General features: G+C 70.3%; 10 protein-coding genes. 5 read left to right on the top strand and 5 right to left on the bottom strand.

What is annotated here, in order from left to right; all coding sequences use genetic code 11:
* Positions 1-59 precede the first annotated feature (59 nt).
* The 4 genes from AB1L88_RS00880 to AB1L88_RS00865 all read left to right on the top strand — a co-directional run bounded on the left by AB1L88_RS00880 (position 60) and on the right by AB1L88_RS00865 (position 8,081).
* Entirely contained in the window at positions 60-671 is a 612-nt protein-coding gene (locus AB1L88_RS00880; RefSeq protein ID WP_367094732.1) for a Uma2 family endonuclease, read from the top strand.
* 93 nt (positions 672-764) lie between these two features.
* Positions 765-3,215 (top strand): PPC domain-containing protein, encoded by a 2,451-nt coding sequence (locus tag AB1L88_RS00875; RefSeq protein WP_367094731.1) that lies wholly within the window; start codon positions 765-767, stop codon positions 3,213-3,215.
* Positions 3,216-3,347: 132 nt separating this feature from the next.
* Positions 3,348-5,795, top strand: coding sequence for a DUF1549 domain-containing protein (locus AB1L88_RS00870; protein WP_367094730.1), 2,448 nt, complete (start codon positions 3,348-3,350; stop codon positions 5,793-5,795).
* A gap of 123 nt (positions 5,796-5,918) precedes the next feature.
* Entirely contained in the window at positions 5,919-8,081 is a 2,163-nt protein-coding gene (locus AB1L88_RS00865) for a c-type cytochrome domain-containing protein (RefSeq protein ID WP_367094729.1), read from the top strand.
* A gap of 299 nt (positions 8,082-8,380) precedes the next feature.
* Here AB1L88_RS00865 and AB1L88_RS00860 read toward each other — a convergent pair whose 3' ends face one another.
* The 5 genes from AB1L88_RS00860 to AB1L88_RS00840 form a co-directional block, all read right to left on the bottom strand.
* Positions 8,381-10,147: a hypothetical protein gene (locus AB1L88_RS00860; RefSeq protein ID WP_367094728.1), complete on the bottom strand. Its 1,767-nt coding sequence runs from the start codon at positions 10,145-10,147 to the stop codon at positions 8,381-8,383.
* A 59-nt stretch (positions 10,148-10,206) separates the two neighbouring features.
* On the bottom strand, positions 10,207-10,965 hold the full coding sequence (locus AB1L88_RS00855) for a hypothetical protein (protein WP_367094727.1): 759 nt from the start codon (positions 10,963-10,965) through the stop codon (positions 10,207-10,209).
* 163 nt (positions 10,966-11,128) lie between these two features.
* Positions 11,129-11,665, bottom strand: coding sequence for an RNA polymerase sigma factor (locus AB1L88_RS00850; RefSeq protein ID WP_367094726.1), 537 nt, complete (start codon positions 11,663-11,665; stop codon positions 11,129-11,131).
* A complete protein-coding gene (locus AB1L88_RS00845) occupies positions 11,658-12,041 on the bottom strand; it encodes a hypothetical protein (RefSeq protein WP_367094725.1) in 384 nt (127 codons plus the stop codon). The genes AB1L88_RS00850 and AB1L88_RS00845 overlap by 8 nt, the downstream gene beginning before the upstream one ends.
* 43 nt (positions 12,042-12,084) lie before the next feature.
* Complete coding sequence (locus tag AB1L88_RS00840) at positions 12,085-12,810, bottom strand: radical SAM protein (RefSeq protein WP_367094724.1); 726 nt, start codon at positions 12,808-12,810, stop codon at positions 12,085-12,087.
* A gap of 262 nt (positions 12,811-13,072) precedes the next feature.
* On the opposite strand from AB1L88_RS00840, the gene AB1L88_RS00835 reads away from it, so the two are divergent.
* A complete protein-coding gene (locus AB1L88_RS00835; RefSeq protein ID WP_367094723.1) occupies positions 13,073-15,319 on the top strand; it encodes a redoxin domain-containing protein in 2,247 nt (748 codons plus the stop codon).
* Positions 15,320-15,395: the final 76 nt, after the last annotated feature.

Genomic DNA, 15,395 nt, shown 5'->3' with positions numbered 1-15,395 from the left:
CCCCGCACAAGGCCCCCCTCCCCTCGTCGCACCCGTTCCTCGATCGAGGCTTCAAGGCGATGCCGAACGTGCTTCTCTCTCGGGAACAGCTCCGGCGCATCATCCGCAGGCGAAAGGAGTCGGGCGCCTACCGCTGGGATGAGGTCTGGGACGGAGTGTACGTCGTGTCTCCCGATCCGGACATCCAGCACCAGGGGCTTGCCGGGGAATTCTATCATGTGTTCCGACTTGCCCTTGTCGGTGATCCCGAAGCCTTGATCTACCCCTCAATCAACATCTCCGACCGCCCCGATCGCTGGCGGAAGAACTTCCGCTGCCCCGACGCCGCCGTCTTCCTCCCCGGCAACCCGGCCGAAAACCGAGGAGCCTACTGGCTGGGCGGCCCCGACTTCCTGGTCGAGATCCTCAGCCCCGGCGACCGTGCCCGCCGCAAGCTCCCCTTCTATGCGAACGTCGGCGTCCGAGAAGTCCTGATCGTCGATCGCAACCCCTGGCGGCTAGAACTCCATCGCCGCCTCGAAGATCGGTTCCTCCTGGCCGGGACGTCGAGCCCGGACGACCCGGAACCGATCGCCAGCGCCGTCCTTCCACTCCGTTTCCGCCTCGTTCCCGGTGAACCGCGACCGACCATCGAAGTCGTCCGCCTCGACGGTGCCCGCTGGTCCGTTTGACGGAACCCGACGCCCTTGATTCCTCCCTCGTCTCGCTCCGCCTCCGACCCTCGCTCTGCCGCCGCCGCCTTCCTTCCCCCGCGAGAACCACCAATGCGTCTTCATCGCCTCCTTCCCACCGCCGCCCTGGTGCTTCTTCTGGTGGCCTCGGCCGCTTCGGCCTCGTCCCCGGTCCTCAATGCGATCCTGCCGGCCGGGGCACAGCGCGGCACCGAGGTCGAGCTGACCCTCTCCGGCGATCGGCTCGCCGACGCGCAGGAAATCCTCTGGTATCAGCCGGGGATCGAGACGATCGCGCTCGAGCCGGCCGACGCCAACACCGTCAAGGCGACCGTCCGCATCGCCGAGGATGCCCGGCTCGGCCTGTACGACCTCCGGGTCCGCACCGCCACCGGCATCAGCCACCTCCGCACCTTCAGCGTCGGCGCCTATCCCGAAATCGCCGAGGCCGCCGACGCCAACAGCAACTTCGAATCGCCCCAGCCGATCCCGCTGAACGTCACCGTCCTCGGCGTCGCCGAGAACGAGGACGACGACTTCTACGTCATCGAGGCGAAGCAAGGGGACCGGATCACCGCCGAGGTCGAGGGGATCCGGCTCGGGAAGACCCTCTTCGACCCCTACGTCGCCATCCTCAACCCCCAGCGGTTCGAACTCGTCCGCAGCGACGACGCCAGCCTCGTCCGGCAAGATCCGATCGTCCAGCTCATCGCCCCCGAGGACGGCCAGTACATCATCCAGGTCCGCGAGAGTGCCTACCAGGGCAACGGCAACTGCCATTATCGCCTGCACGTCGGCCACTTCCCCCGGCCCAGTGCCCTCGTCCCGGCCGGCGGGCCGATCGGCGAGACGGTCGAGGTCCAGTGGATCGGCGACATCGAAGGGGACCGCACCCAGGCCGTCACCCTCCCCAACCAGGCCGACCCCGACTTCGGCCTCCTGGCCGAGGACGACCGCGGCGTCTCCCCCGCCCCGTACGCCTTCCGCCTCAGCCCGTTCGGCAACGTGATCGAGTCCGGCTCGACCGCCGAGCCCACCCCCTTCGCCCCGCCGATGGGCCTCAACGGCGTCATCCGCGAGGACGGCGAGACCGACCGCTTCCGCTTCGAGGCCAAGGGCGGCCAGGTCCTCGACGTCCGCGTCTTCGCCCGGGCGCTCGGCTCCCCGCTCGACTCGGTCCTCGTCGTCTCGAAGGTCGGCGGCGGGAACGTCGGCGCGAACGACGACAGCGGCGGCCCCGACAGCTCCTACCGCTTCACCGCCCCCGAGGACGGCGAGTACCTCATCAGCATCCGCGACCACCTCCGGAAAGGCAGCCCGAGCCACTTCTACCGGATCGAAGTCACCCCCGTCGAGCCGAAGCTGACAATCAGCCCGCAGAACGAGAACCCGCAGATCGGCGTCGTCACCGCCTCGGTCCCGAAGGGGAACCGCCTCGCGATGCTCGTCAACGCCTCCCGGGCCGACTTCGGCGGCGACCTGGCCTTCTCGGCCGAGGGCCTGCCCGAAGGTATCGCCCTCGACGCCGACACGATGGCCGCCGGGATCGCCCAGATGCCCCTGCTCCTCTCGGCCGCGCCCGACGCCCCGGTCGCCGGCTCGCTCGCCAAGCTGACCGGCCGCCCGACCGATGAGTCCCTCGCGGTCCCCTCCGAAACGGCCCACACCGTCGAGCTGGTCCAGGGGCGCAACAACATCCCCTTCTGGACCCGATCCGTCGACCGCCTGGCCGTCAGCGTGTCTGAGGAATCCCCCTTCTCCATCGAGGTCGTCGAGCCGAAGGTCCCCCTCGTCCGCAACGGAGCCATGCAATTGAAGGTGGTGGCCACCCGCGCCGAGGGGTTCACCGCCCCGATCGCCGTCGCCCTCCCCTGGAATCCCCCCGGCATCGGATCGGCCGGCGGCGTCTCGATCCCCGAAGGCCAGAATGAGGCCCTCATCCCCCTGAACGCCGCCGACAACGCCGGCCTGGCGACCTGGAAGATCGTCGTCAACGGCTCCTCGACTGGCCCCGACGGCCCGGTCACGGTCAGCTCGCAGCTCGTGCCCCTGACGATCGCCGAGAAGTTCCTCACCTTCGAGTTCGAGCGGGCCGCCGCCGAGCAGGGCAGCGAGGCCCCCCTGCTCGTGAAGGTCAACCAGCTCACCCCGTTCGAGGGGGAGGCGACCGTCACCCTCGTCGGCCTGCCCAACGCCGCGACCGTCGAGCCGACGACCATCACCAAGGACACCTCGGAAATCATCTTCCCGATCCAGACCGCCGCCGAGACCCCCGAGGGGACCCACAAGAACCTCTTCTGCCAGGTCGTCATCACGCAGGACGGCGAGCCGATCCAGCACAACCTCGGCTCCACCGAGCTCCGGGTCGACAAGCCCCTGCCCAAGGAAGAACCGAAGGCCGAGGCCGCCGCCCCGACCCCCGCCCCCGCCCCGGCCGAGACCAAGAAGCCGCTCAGCCGCCTCGAGCAGCTCCGCCTCGACGAGCAGCAGCGGACCGAATCCACCACCGAGCCCACCGGAGACGCCGACGATCAGCAAGGCTGATCCCCGCTCGCGCGTATTCGCACCACCAGGACCAGACCAACCCGTTCCCTCTGCTCGATGTCCGCCCTCCTGGATTCCGAACCGAATCCATCGAAGCCCGACCCGCGCAGCCGACGGCAGGAGACGCCAGCCATGCCCGCCTCGATCCGGACCTGCTTGACCGCCGCCTCGATCGCCCTGCTCGCCCTCCCGGGGGCGGCCAGCGCCGACGGGCCGGCGATCGCCGAGCTCCAGGTCTTCCCCCCCCAGGTCAATCTCACCACCGACCGCGATCGCCAGTCGATCGTCGTCCAGGCCAACTTCACCAACGACACCACCCGAGACGTCACCGCCGAGGCCACCTTCGCCCTGGCCGACCCCTCGCTCGTCCGGGTCGACGAGTCGCACACGTATTACCCCGTCGCCGACGGCTCGACCGTTTTGACCGTCGCCTTCGGCGATCGATCGGTCGAGGTCCCCGTCACCGTCGCCCGGGCCGGCGAGATCCCCCCCCTGAGCTACCGGCTCGACGTGATGCCCGTCTTCATGAAGGCCGGCTGCAACTCCGGCGGCTGCCACGGCGCCGCCCGCGGCAAGGACGGGTTCCGCCTCTCCCTCTTCGGCTTCGACCCCGAGGGCGACTATCACCGCCTGCTCCGCGAGCTCCCCGGCCGCCGCGTCAACCTCTCCGTGCCCGAGGCCAGCACCGTCCTCGAAAAGGGGGCCGGGCTCGTCCCCCACTCCGGCGGCCAGCTCTTCGGCACCGACAGCGAGCTCTACGGGACCATCCGCGAGTGGATCGCCGCCGGCGCCCCGAACGACACCGTCGAGGAGCTGCCGACCCTCACCGACGTGCAGCTCTACCCCAGCCGGGCCGTGCTCGACGGCAAGGGCTCGACCCAGCAGATGACCGTCCGCGCCGTCTACTCCGACGGCACCGACCGCGACGTCACCTCGCTGGCCGTCTTCAGCACCAACAACGACAACTCGGCCGTCGTCGACGGGGCCGGCCTCGTCACCGCCGGGGAGCGGGGCGAGGCCTTCGTCATGGCCCGCTTCGAGACCTTCACCGTCGGCTCCCAGTTCCTCGTCCTGCCGCAGGGGCTCGAGTTCGAGTACCCCGACGAGCCCGAGGCCAACTACATCGACACCCTCGTCGCCGACAAGCTCCGGAAGATCCGGGTCGCCCCGTCCGAGGTCTGCTCCGACGAGACCTTCCTCCGCCGCGTCTCGCTCGACCTCGTCGGCCTCGTCCCCACCCCCGACGAGTACCGGGCCTTCCTCGACGACCCCGACCCCGACAAGCGTTCGAAGGTCATCGACGAGCTGCTCACCCGCAAGGAATTCTCCGAGATCTGGGTCCAGAAGTGGGCCGAGCTGCTCCAGGTCCGGACCGTCCAGAACCGGATCGAATACAAGGGGATGTACCTCTACTACAACTGGCTCGTCGAGCAGCTCTCCAACGACGTCCCCATGGACGTCATGACCCGAGACCTCCTCTCGGCCAGCGGCGGCACCTTCCAGAGCCCCGCCACCAACTACTACCAGGGGACCAACGACCAGCTCCTGATGGCCGAGAACGTGGCCCAGGTCTTCATGGGCATGCGGATCCAGTGCGCCCAGTGCCACAACCACCCGTTCGACCGCTGGACCCAGGATGACTATTACGGCTTCGTCGCCTTCTTCGCCCAGATCGGCCGCAAGCAGGGCGAAGACTACCGCGAGACGATCATCTTCAACTCCGGCGGCGGCGAGACGAAGCACCCGGTCGACGGCCGCAACATGCCGCCGAAGTTCCTCGGCGGCGAGATCCCCGACGTGCGCGGCAAGGACCGGCGCGAGGTCCTGGCCGACTGGCTCGCCTCCCCCGACAACCCGTTCTTCGCCACCAGCTTCGTCAACCGGGTCTGGGCCCACTTCTTCGGCATCGGCATCGTCGAGCAGGTCGACGACTTCCGCGTCTCGAACCCCGCCTCGAACCCCGAGCTGCTCGACGAGCTGGCCCGCCGCTTCACCGACTCCGGCTACGACCTGAAGTCCCTCGTCCGGGACATCTGCAACAGCCGGACCTACCAGCGCGACACGGTCGCCAACGACTCGAACGCCCACGACTCGGTCAACTTCGCCCGCGCCAACCTCCGGCGGATCAAGGCCGAGAACCTCCTCGACGTGATCAGCCAGGTCACCGACACCCAGGAGAAGTTCCGGGGGCTCCCGCTCGGCGCCCGGGCCGTCCAGATCGCCGACGGCCGCTCCTCGAACTACTTCCTCACGACCTTCGGCCGCGCCACCCGCGAGACCGTCTGCTCGTGCGAGGTGAAGATGGAGCCGACCCTCTCGCAGTCGCTCCACCTGCTCAACGGCTCGACCACCAACGCCAAGATCCGCTCCAGCCCCGTGCTCAAGTCCCTGGTCGAGAGCGACTTGCCCCCCGAGGACCTCATCACCGACCTCTACGTCCGCTGCCTGAGCCGCAAGCCCACCCCCGAGGAACGCGACCAGCTCCTTCCCCTCTTCGGCGAGGGCTCGGACCGGCAGCAGGCGCTCGAAGACGTCTTCTGGGCCCTGCTCAACAGCCGCGAGTTCATCTTCAACCACTGATCCGATCCGCCGACGCTTCACCCTCGCGGGTCGAGACGAACCCGACGGCTCGGCCCGCGAGGCTCCCGCCCCTTCGATCCATCCCGGACTGGACCCGCCGACGTCTTTGAGGTGTCTTCGCCGATGCGACCGCTTCCGCTCTCCACCGCCCTGACCCTGCTGCTCGGCGTCTCTGCCGGATTGGCCTCGGCCCAGGACGCCAAGCTCACCTTCACCGACAACGCCGCCAAGATCTTCCAGGCCCGCTGCAACACCTGCCACAACGCCGACAAGGCCTCCGGCGGCCTGAACCTCACCACCTACGCCAACATGATGGAGGGGGGCGGCTCCGGCTCGGTCATCGAGCCCGGCTCGCCGGACGACAGCTGGCTCTTCCTGCTCGTCAACCACGACGAGACCCCGACCATGCCCCCGAACGCCCCGAAGATCCCCGACGAGGAGATCGACGTCCTCCGCAAGTGGATCGAGGCCGGGGCGCCCGAGAACTCCGGCAGCGTCGTGACCGTCAAGAAGAAGCCGAAGATGGAGTTCCAGCTCGACCCCTCAACCCTCGGCAAGCCGACGGGCGAGCCGGCCATGCCCCGGGGCCTGCCCACCGAGCCGGTCCTCGTCAACGACCGCCCGGGCGCCATCGTCGCCCTGGCGGCCAGCCCCTGGGCCCCGCTCGTCGCCATCGGCCAGCACAAGCAGGTCTTGCTCTACAACTCCGAGACCCAGAGCCTCGCCGCCGTCCTGCCCTTCGACGAGGGGGACGTCCACGCCCTCCGCTTCTCCCGGGACGGCGACCTGCTGCTCGCCGGCGGCGGCCGGGGGGGCCAGTCCGGCCGCGTCGTCGTCTGGGACGTGAAGACCGGCGAGCGCCTGATCGAGGCCGGCCAGGAGTACGACCTCGTCCTCGCGGCCGACATCAGCCCCGACCGCTCCCTCATCGCGCTCGGCGGCCCGAGCAAGGTCCTCCGCGTCTACCGGACCGACGACGACTCGCTCGTCTACGAGTCGCGCAAGCATACCGAGTGGGTCACCTCCGTCGCCTTCAGCCCCGACGGCGTCCTGCTCGCCTCGGGCGACCGCAACGGCGGCACCCTCGTCTGGGAGGCCCGCACCGGCCGAGAGTTCTACATCCTCCCCGGCCACGGCGAGATGGTCACCAGCATGGACTGGCGGCTCGACTCGAACGTCCTGGTCAGCGCCTCCCAGGACCGCTCGGTCAAGACCTGGGACATGTTCACCGGCAACCAGCTCAAGAGCTGGAACGCCCACAACGGCGGCACCACCTCGGTCCGATTCGCCAAGGACGGCCGCGTCGTCACCAGCGGCCGCGACCGCGCCGTCAAGCTCTGGGACCAGGACGGCAAGGAGCTGAAGGCCTTCGGCGGCTTCGGCGACCTGGCCCTCCAGGCCGCCATCGGGCACGACGAGAAGACCATCATCGCCGGCACCTTCGACGGCCTGGTCCGCCTGTTCAACGCCGAGGACGCCAGCCCCCTCGGCGACCTCCGCGCCAACCCGCTGACCGTCGCCTCCCGGCTCGAAGCCATCCGCCCCGAGGCCGAGGCCGCCCGAACCGCCGCCGACGCCGCCCTCGCCGCCCTGGAACCGCTCCGCCAGGCCGCGACCACAGCCGCCGAGGCCCTCGCCGCCGCCGAACAGCAGCTCCAGGCCGCCGAGGCCACCGCCACCCAGGCCGCCGAGTCCGTCACCGCCGCCGAGGCCGCGACCGCGGAATCCGACGCCGCCCACTCGGCCGCCCTCGCCGCCTTCCGGCAGGCCGCCGAGGCCGATGCCCAGGCCCTCGCGGCGCTCAGCAACGCCTCGCAGGCGGTTGCCGCGGCCGCCGAGTCGACCCGAGCCCTCGCCGAGAAGGCCGCGGGCGATCCCTCCGCGCTGCCCGAGGCCGAGGCCGCACTCGCCCAGCGGACCAAGGCCACCGAGGCCGTCGTCCCCGCGCTGGCCGCCGTGATCGCCTCGGCCGAGGCCGTCACCGCCGCCCGCGCCCCCCTCGCCGACGCCCTCGCCCGCAAGCAATCGGCCGACACGGCCCTGGCCGACGCCCGATCCGCGGCCCAGGTCGCGGCCGACGCCCTCGGCCCCCTCAAGGCCGCCGTCGAGCAGGCCCAGCAGGCCCGGGCCGCCGCCGACGCCGCCCTCGCCGAGAAGGCCCCCGCCGTCGATACCCTCGTCGCCACCGCCGTGCGTCTCGAAGCCCAGCGTGACGCCCTCGTCGCCGAACTGAACGCCCGAGAGCCCGAACCCACCGCGGCCGCCGCCGCCGCGAACGAGGAGTAATGCCGAATCGCCCGGCCTCGTTGCTTTCGACCGGCCCGCCGCGTGCCGACCGATCGATCCCAGAACAGGGGGAGATCGGCCCGCACGAAGGGGCCTCGCGAGGCGCGACCAATCCGGGCGATCCTGTCTCACCTCGCGGTCGGGCCATTCGCCCGAACGCGGTCACGCCCCGCCCTCCCCTTGCACCGGGGCCGAGCCGCCATCACCTCATCCGAGACAACACAACGGCCGGCGGGAGTCATCGCCCGCCGGCCGTTGTGTTGCCCCGGGGCGTCCGGCCCCGAACGTCCCGGGCCGGGTCACTCCGCCACGATCAGCCCGATCCGCTGATGGGCGATGGTCGCATCCGTCGAGATCGACGAGGTCGCGTACACCCCCCGGAACAGGGGGAGCAGCTCGAAGAGCAGCTCCAGGTCCTCTCGGGTCGGCGCGTCCTCCTGATCCTGCCCGGCCCGAGCCATCATGAAGGCTTCCAGGTCGTCCCTCCGCTCCAGGGCGATCCGATGCAGGGCGGCGAGATCTAGATACGCGAAGGTAGACGCCTCCGGGAACAACCGATCCCGGGCCGCCAGGGCCGACGTCGGTCGCCGATCCGACCCGCCGGCGCTCCCATCTGCCAGGGCCGATGCCACCGCGTCGAAATCGGTCCCCAGCACGATCAGGCCCCGCGCCACGGCGAACGCGAATCGGGGCGATCCCCCCTCATCGCCCGCGATCAGCCCCGAGATCCGGACCCCTTCCCGCCACTGGTCCTCCATGCGCATCGGGGGCTTGCGGTCCTCGTCCAGGCTCACGAACGCCAGCACAGTCCGGAGCGCATTCTCGACCGCCCCGGCCGCGTCCGGGTCGGCGATCGAGGCCACCAGCACCGCCGGAGCGTGCCGGATCGCCTGATCGGCCTTCGGCGGGTGGATCCAGCCGACGACCCCCGGACCCATCGCCGGGAGGATTTCCTCGCGGAGGTCGCGGCCGAGCAGCAGCCCGCGGAACAGCTCCAGCACCGTCCCCACGCGACCCTGGTCCTCGCCCGGGACCGAGGCGATCACCAGGTCGTGCAACGCCGGTCCGTCCACCTGCCCCGCCACCGCGAGCATCGCCGCGTCGGGGATCCGGGCCATCAGCTCCGAACCGCCCCCCGACCGCGAGGCCCAGGACCGGACCGGATCGGGCAAACGATCGGCGTCGAGCACCTCGACCAGGTGCACGACCGGCCCCTCGCGCCACTCCAGCGCCACGCCCAGCGATTCGACCGCCGAGAACGCTTGCGCCACCGGCTCGGGCAGCCCGTCGAGCGACGCATCATCCGGATTGGCCCGGATCAATCGGGCCACGAACTCGGGGTCGATGAACATCGACACCATCGCCCGATCCGGCAGGTGATCCCGCACCCGATCGAGGGCCGAGGGGGCCGTCGATCGCGGCATCGCGCCGCCGGCCTCCCGGTCGATCACCGCCCGGAGCAACTGTTCCCGATTGGTCCAGACGAACGTGTCGTCGTCGAGCACGGCGTAGGACTCCTCGGGGCGTCCGTCCCGGAACGTCCGCACCGAATAGGCAATCCCGCGGTACGCGCGGTCCTCAACCCCGCGGAGTTTCCCCGAGGCGAGTTCCGCGCCATTGGCCACCCCGATGAATCGCTCCAGCAAGTCCCGATCCGTCACCACCGTCTGGAGCAGCCCCCGGGCCGCGTCGGGCGGCTCATCGGCCGGCAGGTGCAAGGACAGGACCACCGCATCCCCCAGCAGGCCCTCGACGAACTGCGTCATCGAGACGCCCATGGCCGCCTCGACGTCGCGGCGAGCCCTCCGCATCGTGGCGCCCTCGTCCGACTCGAACCAGGCCTGCACCGGCCCCAGCGCCATCACCCCCCGCGCCAGCGGAGAGGCCGAAATCCGCTCGATCTGCTCCGGGAGCTCCTCGATCACCAGGGCCATCGAGGCTCCCGCCGGCACGCGATCGAGCAATCGGCCCGCCGGATCTTCGGCCAGCGAGAGGCCGGGGACGCCCGCGACCGCCAGCCCGACCGCCAGCAACGAGACACACCGGATCCAGGGGCGAACGGTCATCGAATCGGTTCTCCGGCCTCGGGCGATCGATCACGGGACAAGGAGAGCAGGAAGGACGGCTAGACTCCCCGTTCGGGGATCTCCGAGTCCTCTGCCGGGGGGAAGCTGGGGAGGAGGAAGCTGAAGGCGCTCCGGGTCGGCTGCGAGAAGGGCTTGACCCCGGCTTCGAGGCGGGTGCCGATCCCCTTGACCATGCGATCGGCCGCCCCCTCGCCCTCGGTCGGCACGGCAGCCTCGGTCAGGGAAGGTGCCTCGGTCGCCGATTCCAGCATCTCCCGGCCGAGCCTGGCGGCCGGCTCAGACGTCCGACGCGCGATGGCCACCGTCACCTCGGCCACCTCGGCCACCGTCTCGGTCAGGGGGCGGGCCTGCTGCTCGACCGTCACGACCGGGGCCGCCTGCGGCGGGAGCCGGCCCGGGTCCGGGACGCCGCCCCCCTCGCGGGGCGATCGGATCGCCCGGATCCCGAAGACGACCAGCACGACCGCCGCGGCCACCGCGAACCGCCGGGCCAGGAGGGGGCCCGCCGACCGCCACCGCCCCGGCCGCGTCGGCATCGGCACGCTCACCGGCTCGCGATCCGCCCGGACCGCCGCGAGCACCCGGGCCGGGAGCCCGGCCGAGGGCCGGGGGGCCTCCAACCCGCCGATCGCCTGCGCCAGGGTCGAAAACCCCGCCGTCCGCGTCCGACACCGAGGGCAAACGCTCAGGTGCGCGGCCAGCTCCGCGGGCAAACCCTCGGTGGCCTCCGGCAAGGCGCCGGGGCGGACGCCATCGAGGCGAAGCTCCCAGAAGTGTTCGACCTCTCGACACGTCATCGCTCACGCTCCCAGACCAGGCGAAGCCGCTTCGCCGGCGGCTGCTGCCGACCGCCAGGGCCCGGCATGGTCGTCATCAACCCGCCCTCGGGCGACCCGATCGCTCCGCCTCGGCAGCGTCCCGGACGGCATTGCGGGGGCGAAGCGCCCGGACCCGATCGGATCAACAGATCACCCCTCGTCGCGTCAGGTCCTCGGCCAGCGCGGCCCGGGCGCGATGCAGCCAGGTCTTCACGGTGCCGATCGGGCGATCCATAATCCGAGCAATCTCCTCGTACGGAAGGCCCTGTTCATGATACAGGCTGAAGACCAATCGGTAATCCGGCCGGAGCCGCTCCATCGCCCGCGACAGTTCCCCGGCCAGGTCGTCCGGGTCCGACAACCCGGGCCGGTGATCGGCCTGGTCGTCGGGCGGTTCCATCGGGGCCGGCCGACGCGCCCGACGCCCCAGGGCCGTCCGGCACCGATTGGCCGCGATCCCGAGCAACCAGGGCCGCAACGGCCGCTCGCAATCGAACGCGTGAACCGACCGCAAGGCGCGAACGAATGTCTCCTGGACCACGTCTTCCGCGTCCTGTCGATGCCCGAGCATCCGCACGCAAAGCCCGAAGACGACCCCCTGGTACTGCTCGATCAGCGCAACGGCGGCCGATGGGTCACCGGCTCGCAGGGCATCGACCAGTCCTCGATCGTCATCCATCGCCGCTCGGCCCTTTGATCGACCTCAGGTCCCCGGCGGGCCGGTCATCATCATCTACCCCGACTCCGTGGGATCCCGTTTCAGCAAATTCGTCCCCCGGCCGGATTTCTTCGGCGGATTCCGCCGCGATTGCCCCCCGATCTCCCGGAGTATGCCGGGCCGAGTCCGCGTCCTCGCCCTGAATCGGCCCGCCCTCGCGGGGCATCCGCAGCACGAAATTGAGGATCACCAGGATCAAGGTCAGCATCACCCCGTTGGCGATCGTCAACAAGCCTTTGGTCCCGGGCACCGCCTGCCAGAGCACCGACGGCGACGGGATCGACCCTCCCGAGAGCACGAGCCAGCCCAGCACCACGGCGATGACCACTAAGGGCACCTTCCGCGATCGGCCCGAGGCCCCGCCGGCCGGTTCGTCCCCGTCAGACCCCTCGCGCATCGGGCCCCCAGAGTTGCTTGTGCAACTGGACCTGAAGCCGGAGCGGCAGGCCGCTCTCCAGGATCCAGTCCGCCAGCGAGGCCGGCTCCACCCTGCCGTGCGCCGGGCTGATCAGGACCTCGCAACGTTCGGTCAATCGGTGCGATCGCACATGCCCGACGGTCCAGTCGAAGTCGGCCCGATCACACACGACCACCTTCACCTCGTCCGTCGCCTTGAGCTTCGGCAGGTTCTCCCAGAGGTTCGCCGCCTCCTCCCCCGAGCCGGGCGTCTTCAAATCGAGGATGATCCGGACCCTCGGATCCACCGGCCCGATATCACACGCGCCGCTCGTCTCCAGCAGCACCAGGTGGCCCGAATCGGCCAGGCGGCCCATCAAGGGGAAGACCTCCGGCTGCAGCAGCGGCTCCCCCCCCGTCACCTCGATCAGGTCGCCCGGCCGGGCCAGCGCGAGCACCTGCGCCGCCAGATCTTCGAGGGCGATCGGTTCGCCCCCGTGGAAGGCGTGCGGCGTGTCGCAATACGAGCAGCGCAGGTGGCAGGCCGTCAGCCGGACGAACACGCAGGGCAGGCCGGCCCAGGTCCCTTCCCCCTGGAGGCTCCGATAGACCTCGTGGACCACCAGCGTGCCCGCCCGCTTCGCAAGCAACGGCTTCAAGCGGTGATCATGACGCGAGCCGGCAACGGGCAGCGGGATCGGGGCACTCAACGGTCGCTCCAGGCTCGAAGGAAAACCAGGCGGCACGACGCCTCGTCGGCGCATCTCGTCATTGTACACGCCCTCCTCCCAAAACCAAAAGCGAGGCGACGAGCCCGCCGCCGACGGCCCTCTCGGATTCGCTTCCTCCCCGCGGTTGCCGACGATCCGGCCCTGGCATCGCCCCCCTTGCTCCAATTAAGATTGAACCCGCGCCCCCGATCCTCCGAGTAGATTCCCCCCCCTTTGCCGACCGACCCCGGAGCCTCTCGCCATGCTCGCTCGCCTGACGCTCTCGCTCGCCTTCCTGCTCGGTGTCGGCCTGATCGTCCGGGCTGACGAGGACGAATCGATCCCCGAAGGCCACTCCAACCACGGCGAGGCCTTCAACGAGGGACCCCGCCAGGCCGGCTATCTGATGCAAGGCCAGGGATCGGTCGACTTCCCCATCACCACCAGCTCGCCCGAGGTCCAGGCGCTCGTCAACCAGGGGGTCGCCCAGCTCCACGTCTTCTTCTACTTCGAGGCCGAGCGCTCCTTCCGGCAGGCCAGCACCATCGAGCCGGACAACCCGATGCCCTATTGGGGCATGGCCATGTCCAACGCCAACAACGCCGACCGCGCCAAAGGGTTCCTCAAGGTCGCCCGCGAGAAGGCCGAGAACGCCGAGATCTCCCGCCGCGAGCAGCTCTATCTCGACGCCCTGGGCGCCTTCTACAAGGAGGACGGCGACGACAAATCACGACGCCAGGGGTGGCTCAAGGGGCTTGAGACAATCGTCCAGGAGTTTCGCGACGACCTCGACGCCCGCGCCTGGCTCGCCATGGTCGCCTGGCAGAACGGCCGGCAAGACGGCATCGGCAGCCGAGAGGCCGTGAGCCTGCTCATCGACTCGATCATCGCCAAGAACCCGCTCCACCCCGGCGCCCACCACTACAAGATCCACCTCTGGGACAAGCAAGACGACACCCAGGCCCTCGAATCGGCCGCCAAATTCGCCGAGGCATCCCCCGGCATCGCCCACGCCTGGCACATGCCCGGCCACACCTATACGAACCTGAAGCGCTACGCCGACGCCTCCTACCAGCAAGAAGGGTCCGCCCGCGTCGATCACGCCTACATGATCCGCGACCGCGTCATGCCCTTCATGATCCACAACTACTCCCACAACAACCAGTGGCTCTCCGAGAGCCTCACCAAGACCGGATGCCTCACCGACGCCGTCCTCGTCGCCCGCGACCTCGTCGAGCAGCCCCGCGACCCCAGGAAGAACAACGCCAAGTCCGGCGGCCACCCCCAGCGCGAGGGGCGTCGCCGGTGGACCGAGGCCCTCATCGCCTTCGAACGCTGGGACGACCTGCTCGACGCCAACGCCTCCGGCGCCCTCGACTGGTCCGACGAGCCGGTCGAACGGGTCAAGCGGGCCCATTCCCTCGGCCTCGCCCACGCCCACCTGGGGAACCGCGACGCCCTCGACGAGCAGATCGACGCCCTCAAGGCCATGATCCCCCCCCAGCCCGACGAATCCGACGACGACTCGGAGGGTGACGACGATTCCGAGGGCCGACGCCCTCGCAAGCCCCCCGGCCTCGACCCCGCCCTCGCCGAGCTGGAAGGCCACCGCCTCCTCCTGGACGGCGCCCCTGATGCCGCCTTCGAGCGCTTCGGCCGGGCCAACGGCATGCGCCGCGAGTCCCTCGCCCGCCTCCTGATGGCCGCCGGACGGGCCGATGAGGCCGTCGCCAAGGCTAGGCAGGCCGTCGACCGCTCCCGCAACGAGGTCGCCCCGCTCGCCGCCCAGGTCGAGATCCTCGCCGCCGCCGGCCGGGTCGACGAGGCCCGCGCCGCCTACCTCTCCCTCCGCGAAATTGCCCGCGAGGCCGACCCCGACCTGCCCGCCCTGCAACGGATCGACGCCCTGCTCGCCACCTGGGCCGATCAGGACGGCTGGCAGCCCCCCGCGCTCGAGCCCCGCACCGACCTGGCCGCGGCGTCCCGGATCGACCTCGACACCGTCGGCCCCCTCACCTGGTCCCCCTTCCCGGCCGAGCCGCTCGAAGGGGTCGACACGGAGGGCACCACCCACCGCCTCGAAGACTACCGGGGCCGCAACGTCCTGCTCCTCTTCTACCTCGGCGGCGACTGCGCCCACTGCATGGAGCAGCTCATCGCATTCAGCAAGGAGATCGACCGCATCCGGGACACCGGCACGGTCGTCCTCGCCGTCAGCACCGACGACCTCGAACGCACGACCGCCCTGAAGGACAACGGCGAGATCGACTTCACCATGCCCCTACTCTCCGACCCCGACCTCGTCGCCTTCCGCCGCTACGGCGCCTTCGACGACTTCGAGGACATGCCCCTGCACGGCACCTTCCTCATCGACTCCCAGGGCAATCTCCGCTACCAGGACATCTCCTGGCAACCCTTCCTCGACGTCGACTTCGTCGTCTCCGAGCTCTCTCGCATCAACCGCCTCCTCGGCCGCATCCCCGCCCCCGTCGCCGCCAGCACCGAATGAGCCTCCGACGCGACCGGCCCCCCCCTCCCCCCAAGCGAGTCGACCCATCACCATACTCACCCGAGCCTCCCCAACC

The sequence above is a fragment of the Tautonia sp. JC769 genome (assembly GCF_040717455.1).
Classification (GTDB): Bacteria; Planctomycetota; Planctomycetia; order Isosphaerales; family Isosphaeraceae; genus Tautonia.
Note: the sequence above shows the minus strand (reverse complement) of the source record. Positions and strands in the feature narration are given on the sequence as shown.

Excerpts from the sequence above, each read along its gene's own strand:
- AB1L88_RS00880 (WP_367094732.1), top strand. The coding sequence starts at position 60 with ATGCCGAACGTGCTTCTCTCTCGGGAACAGCTCCGGCGCATCATCCGC.
- AB1L88_RS00875 (WP_367094731.1), top strand. The coding sequence starts at position 765 with ATGCGTCTTCATCGCCTCCTTCCCACCGCCGCCCTGGTGCTTCTTCTG.
- AB1L88_RS00870 (WP_367094730.1), top strand. The coding sequence starts at position 3,348 with ATGCCCGCCTCGATCCGGACCTGCTTGACCGCCGCCTCGATCGCCCTG.
- AB1L88_RS00865 (WP_367094729.1), top strand. The coding sequence starts at position 5,919 with ATGCGACCGCTTCCGCTCTCCACCGCCCTGACCCTGCTGCTCGGCGTC.
- AB1L88_RS00860 (WP_367094728.1), bottom strand. The coding sequence starts at position 10,147 with ATGACCGTTCGCCCCTGGATCCGGTGTGTCTCGTTGCTGGCGGTCGGG.
- AB1L88_RS00855 (WP_367094727.1), bottom strand. The coding sequence starts at position 10,965 with ATGACGTGTCGAGAGGTCGAACACTTCTGGGAGCTTCGCCTCGATGGC.
- AB1L88_RS00850 (WP_367094726.1), bottom strand. The coding sequence starts at position 11,665 with ATGGATGACGATCGAGGACTGGTCGATGCCCTGCGAGCCGGTGACCCA.
- AB1L88_RS00835 (WP_367094723.1), top strand. The coding sequence starts at position 13,073 with ATGCTCGCTCGCCTGACGCTCTCGCTCGCCTTCCTGCTCGGTGTCGGC.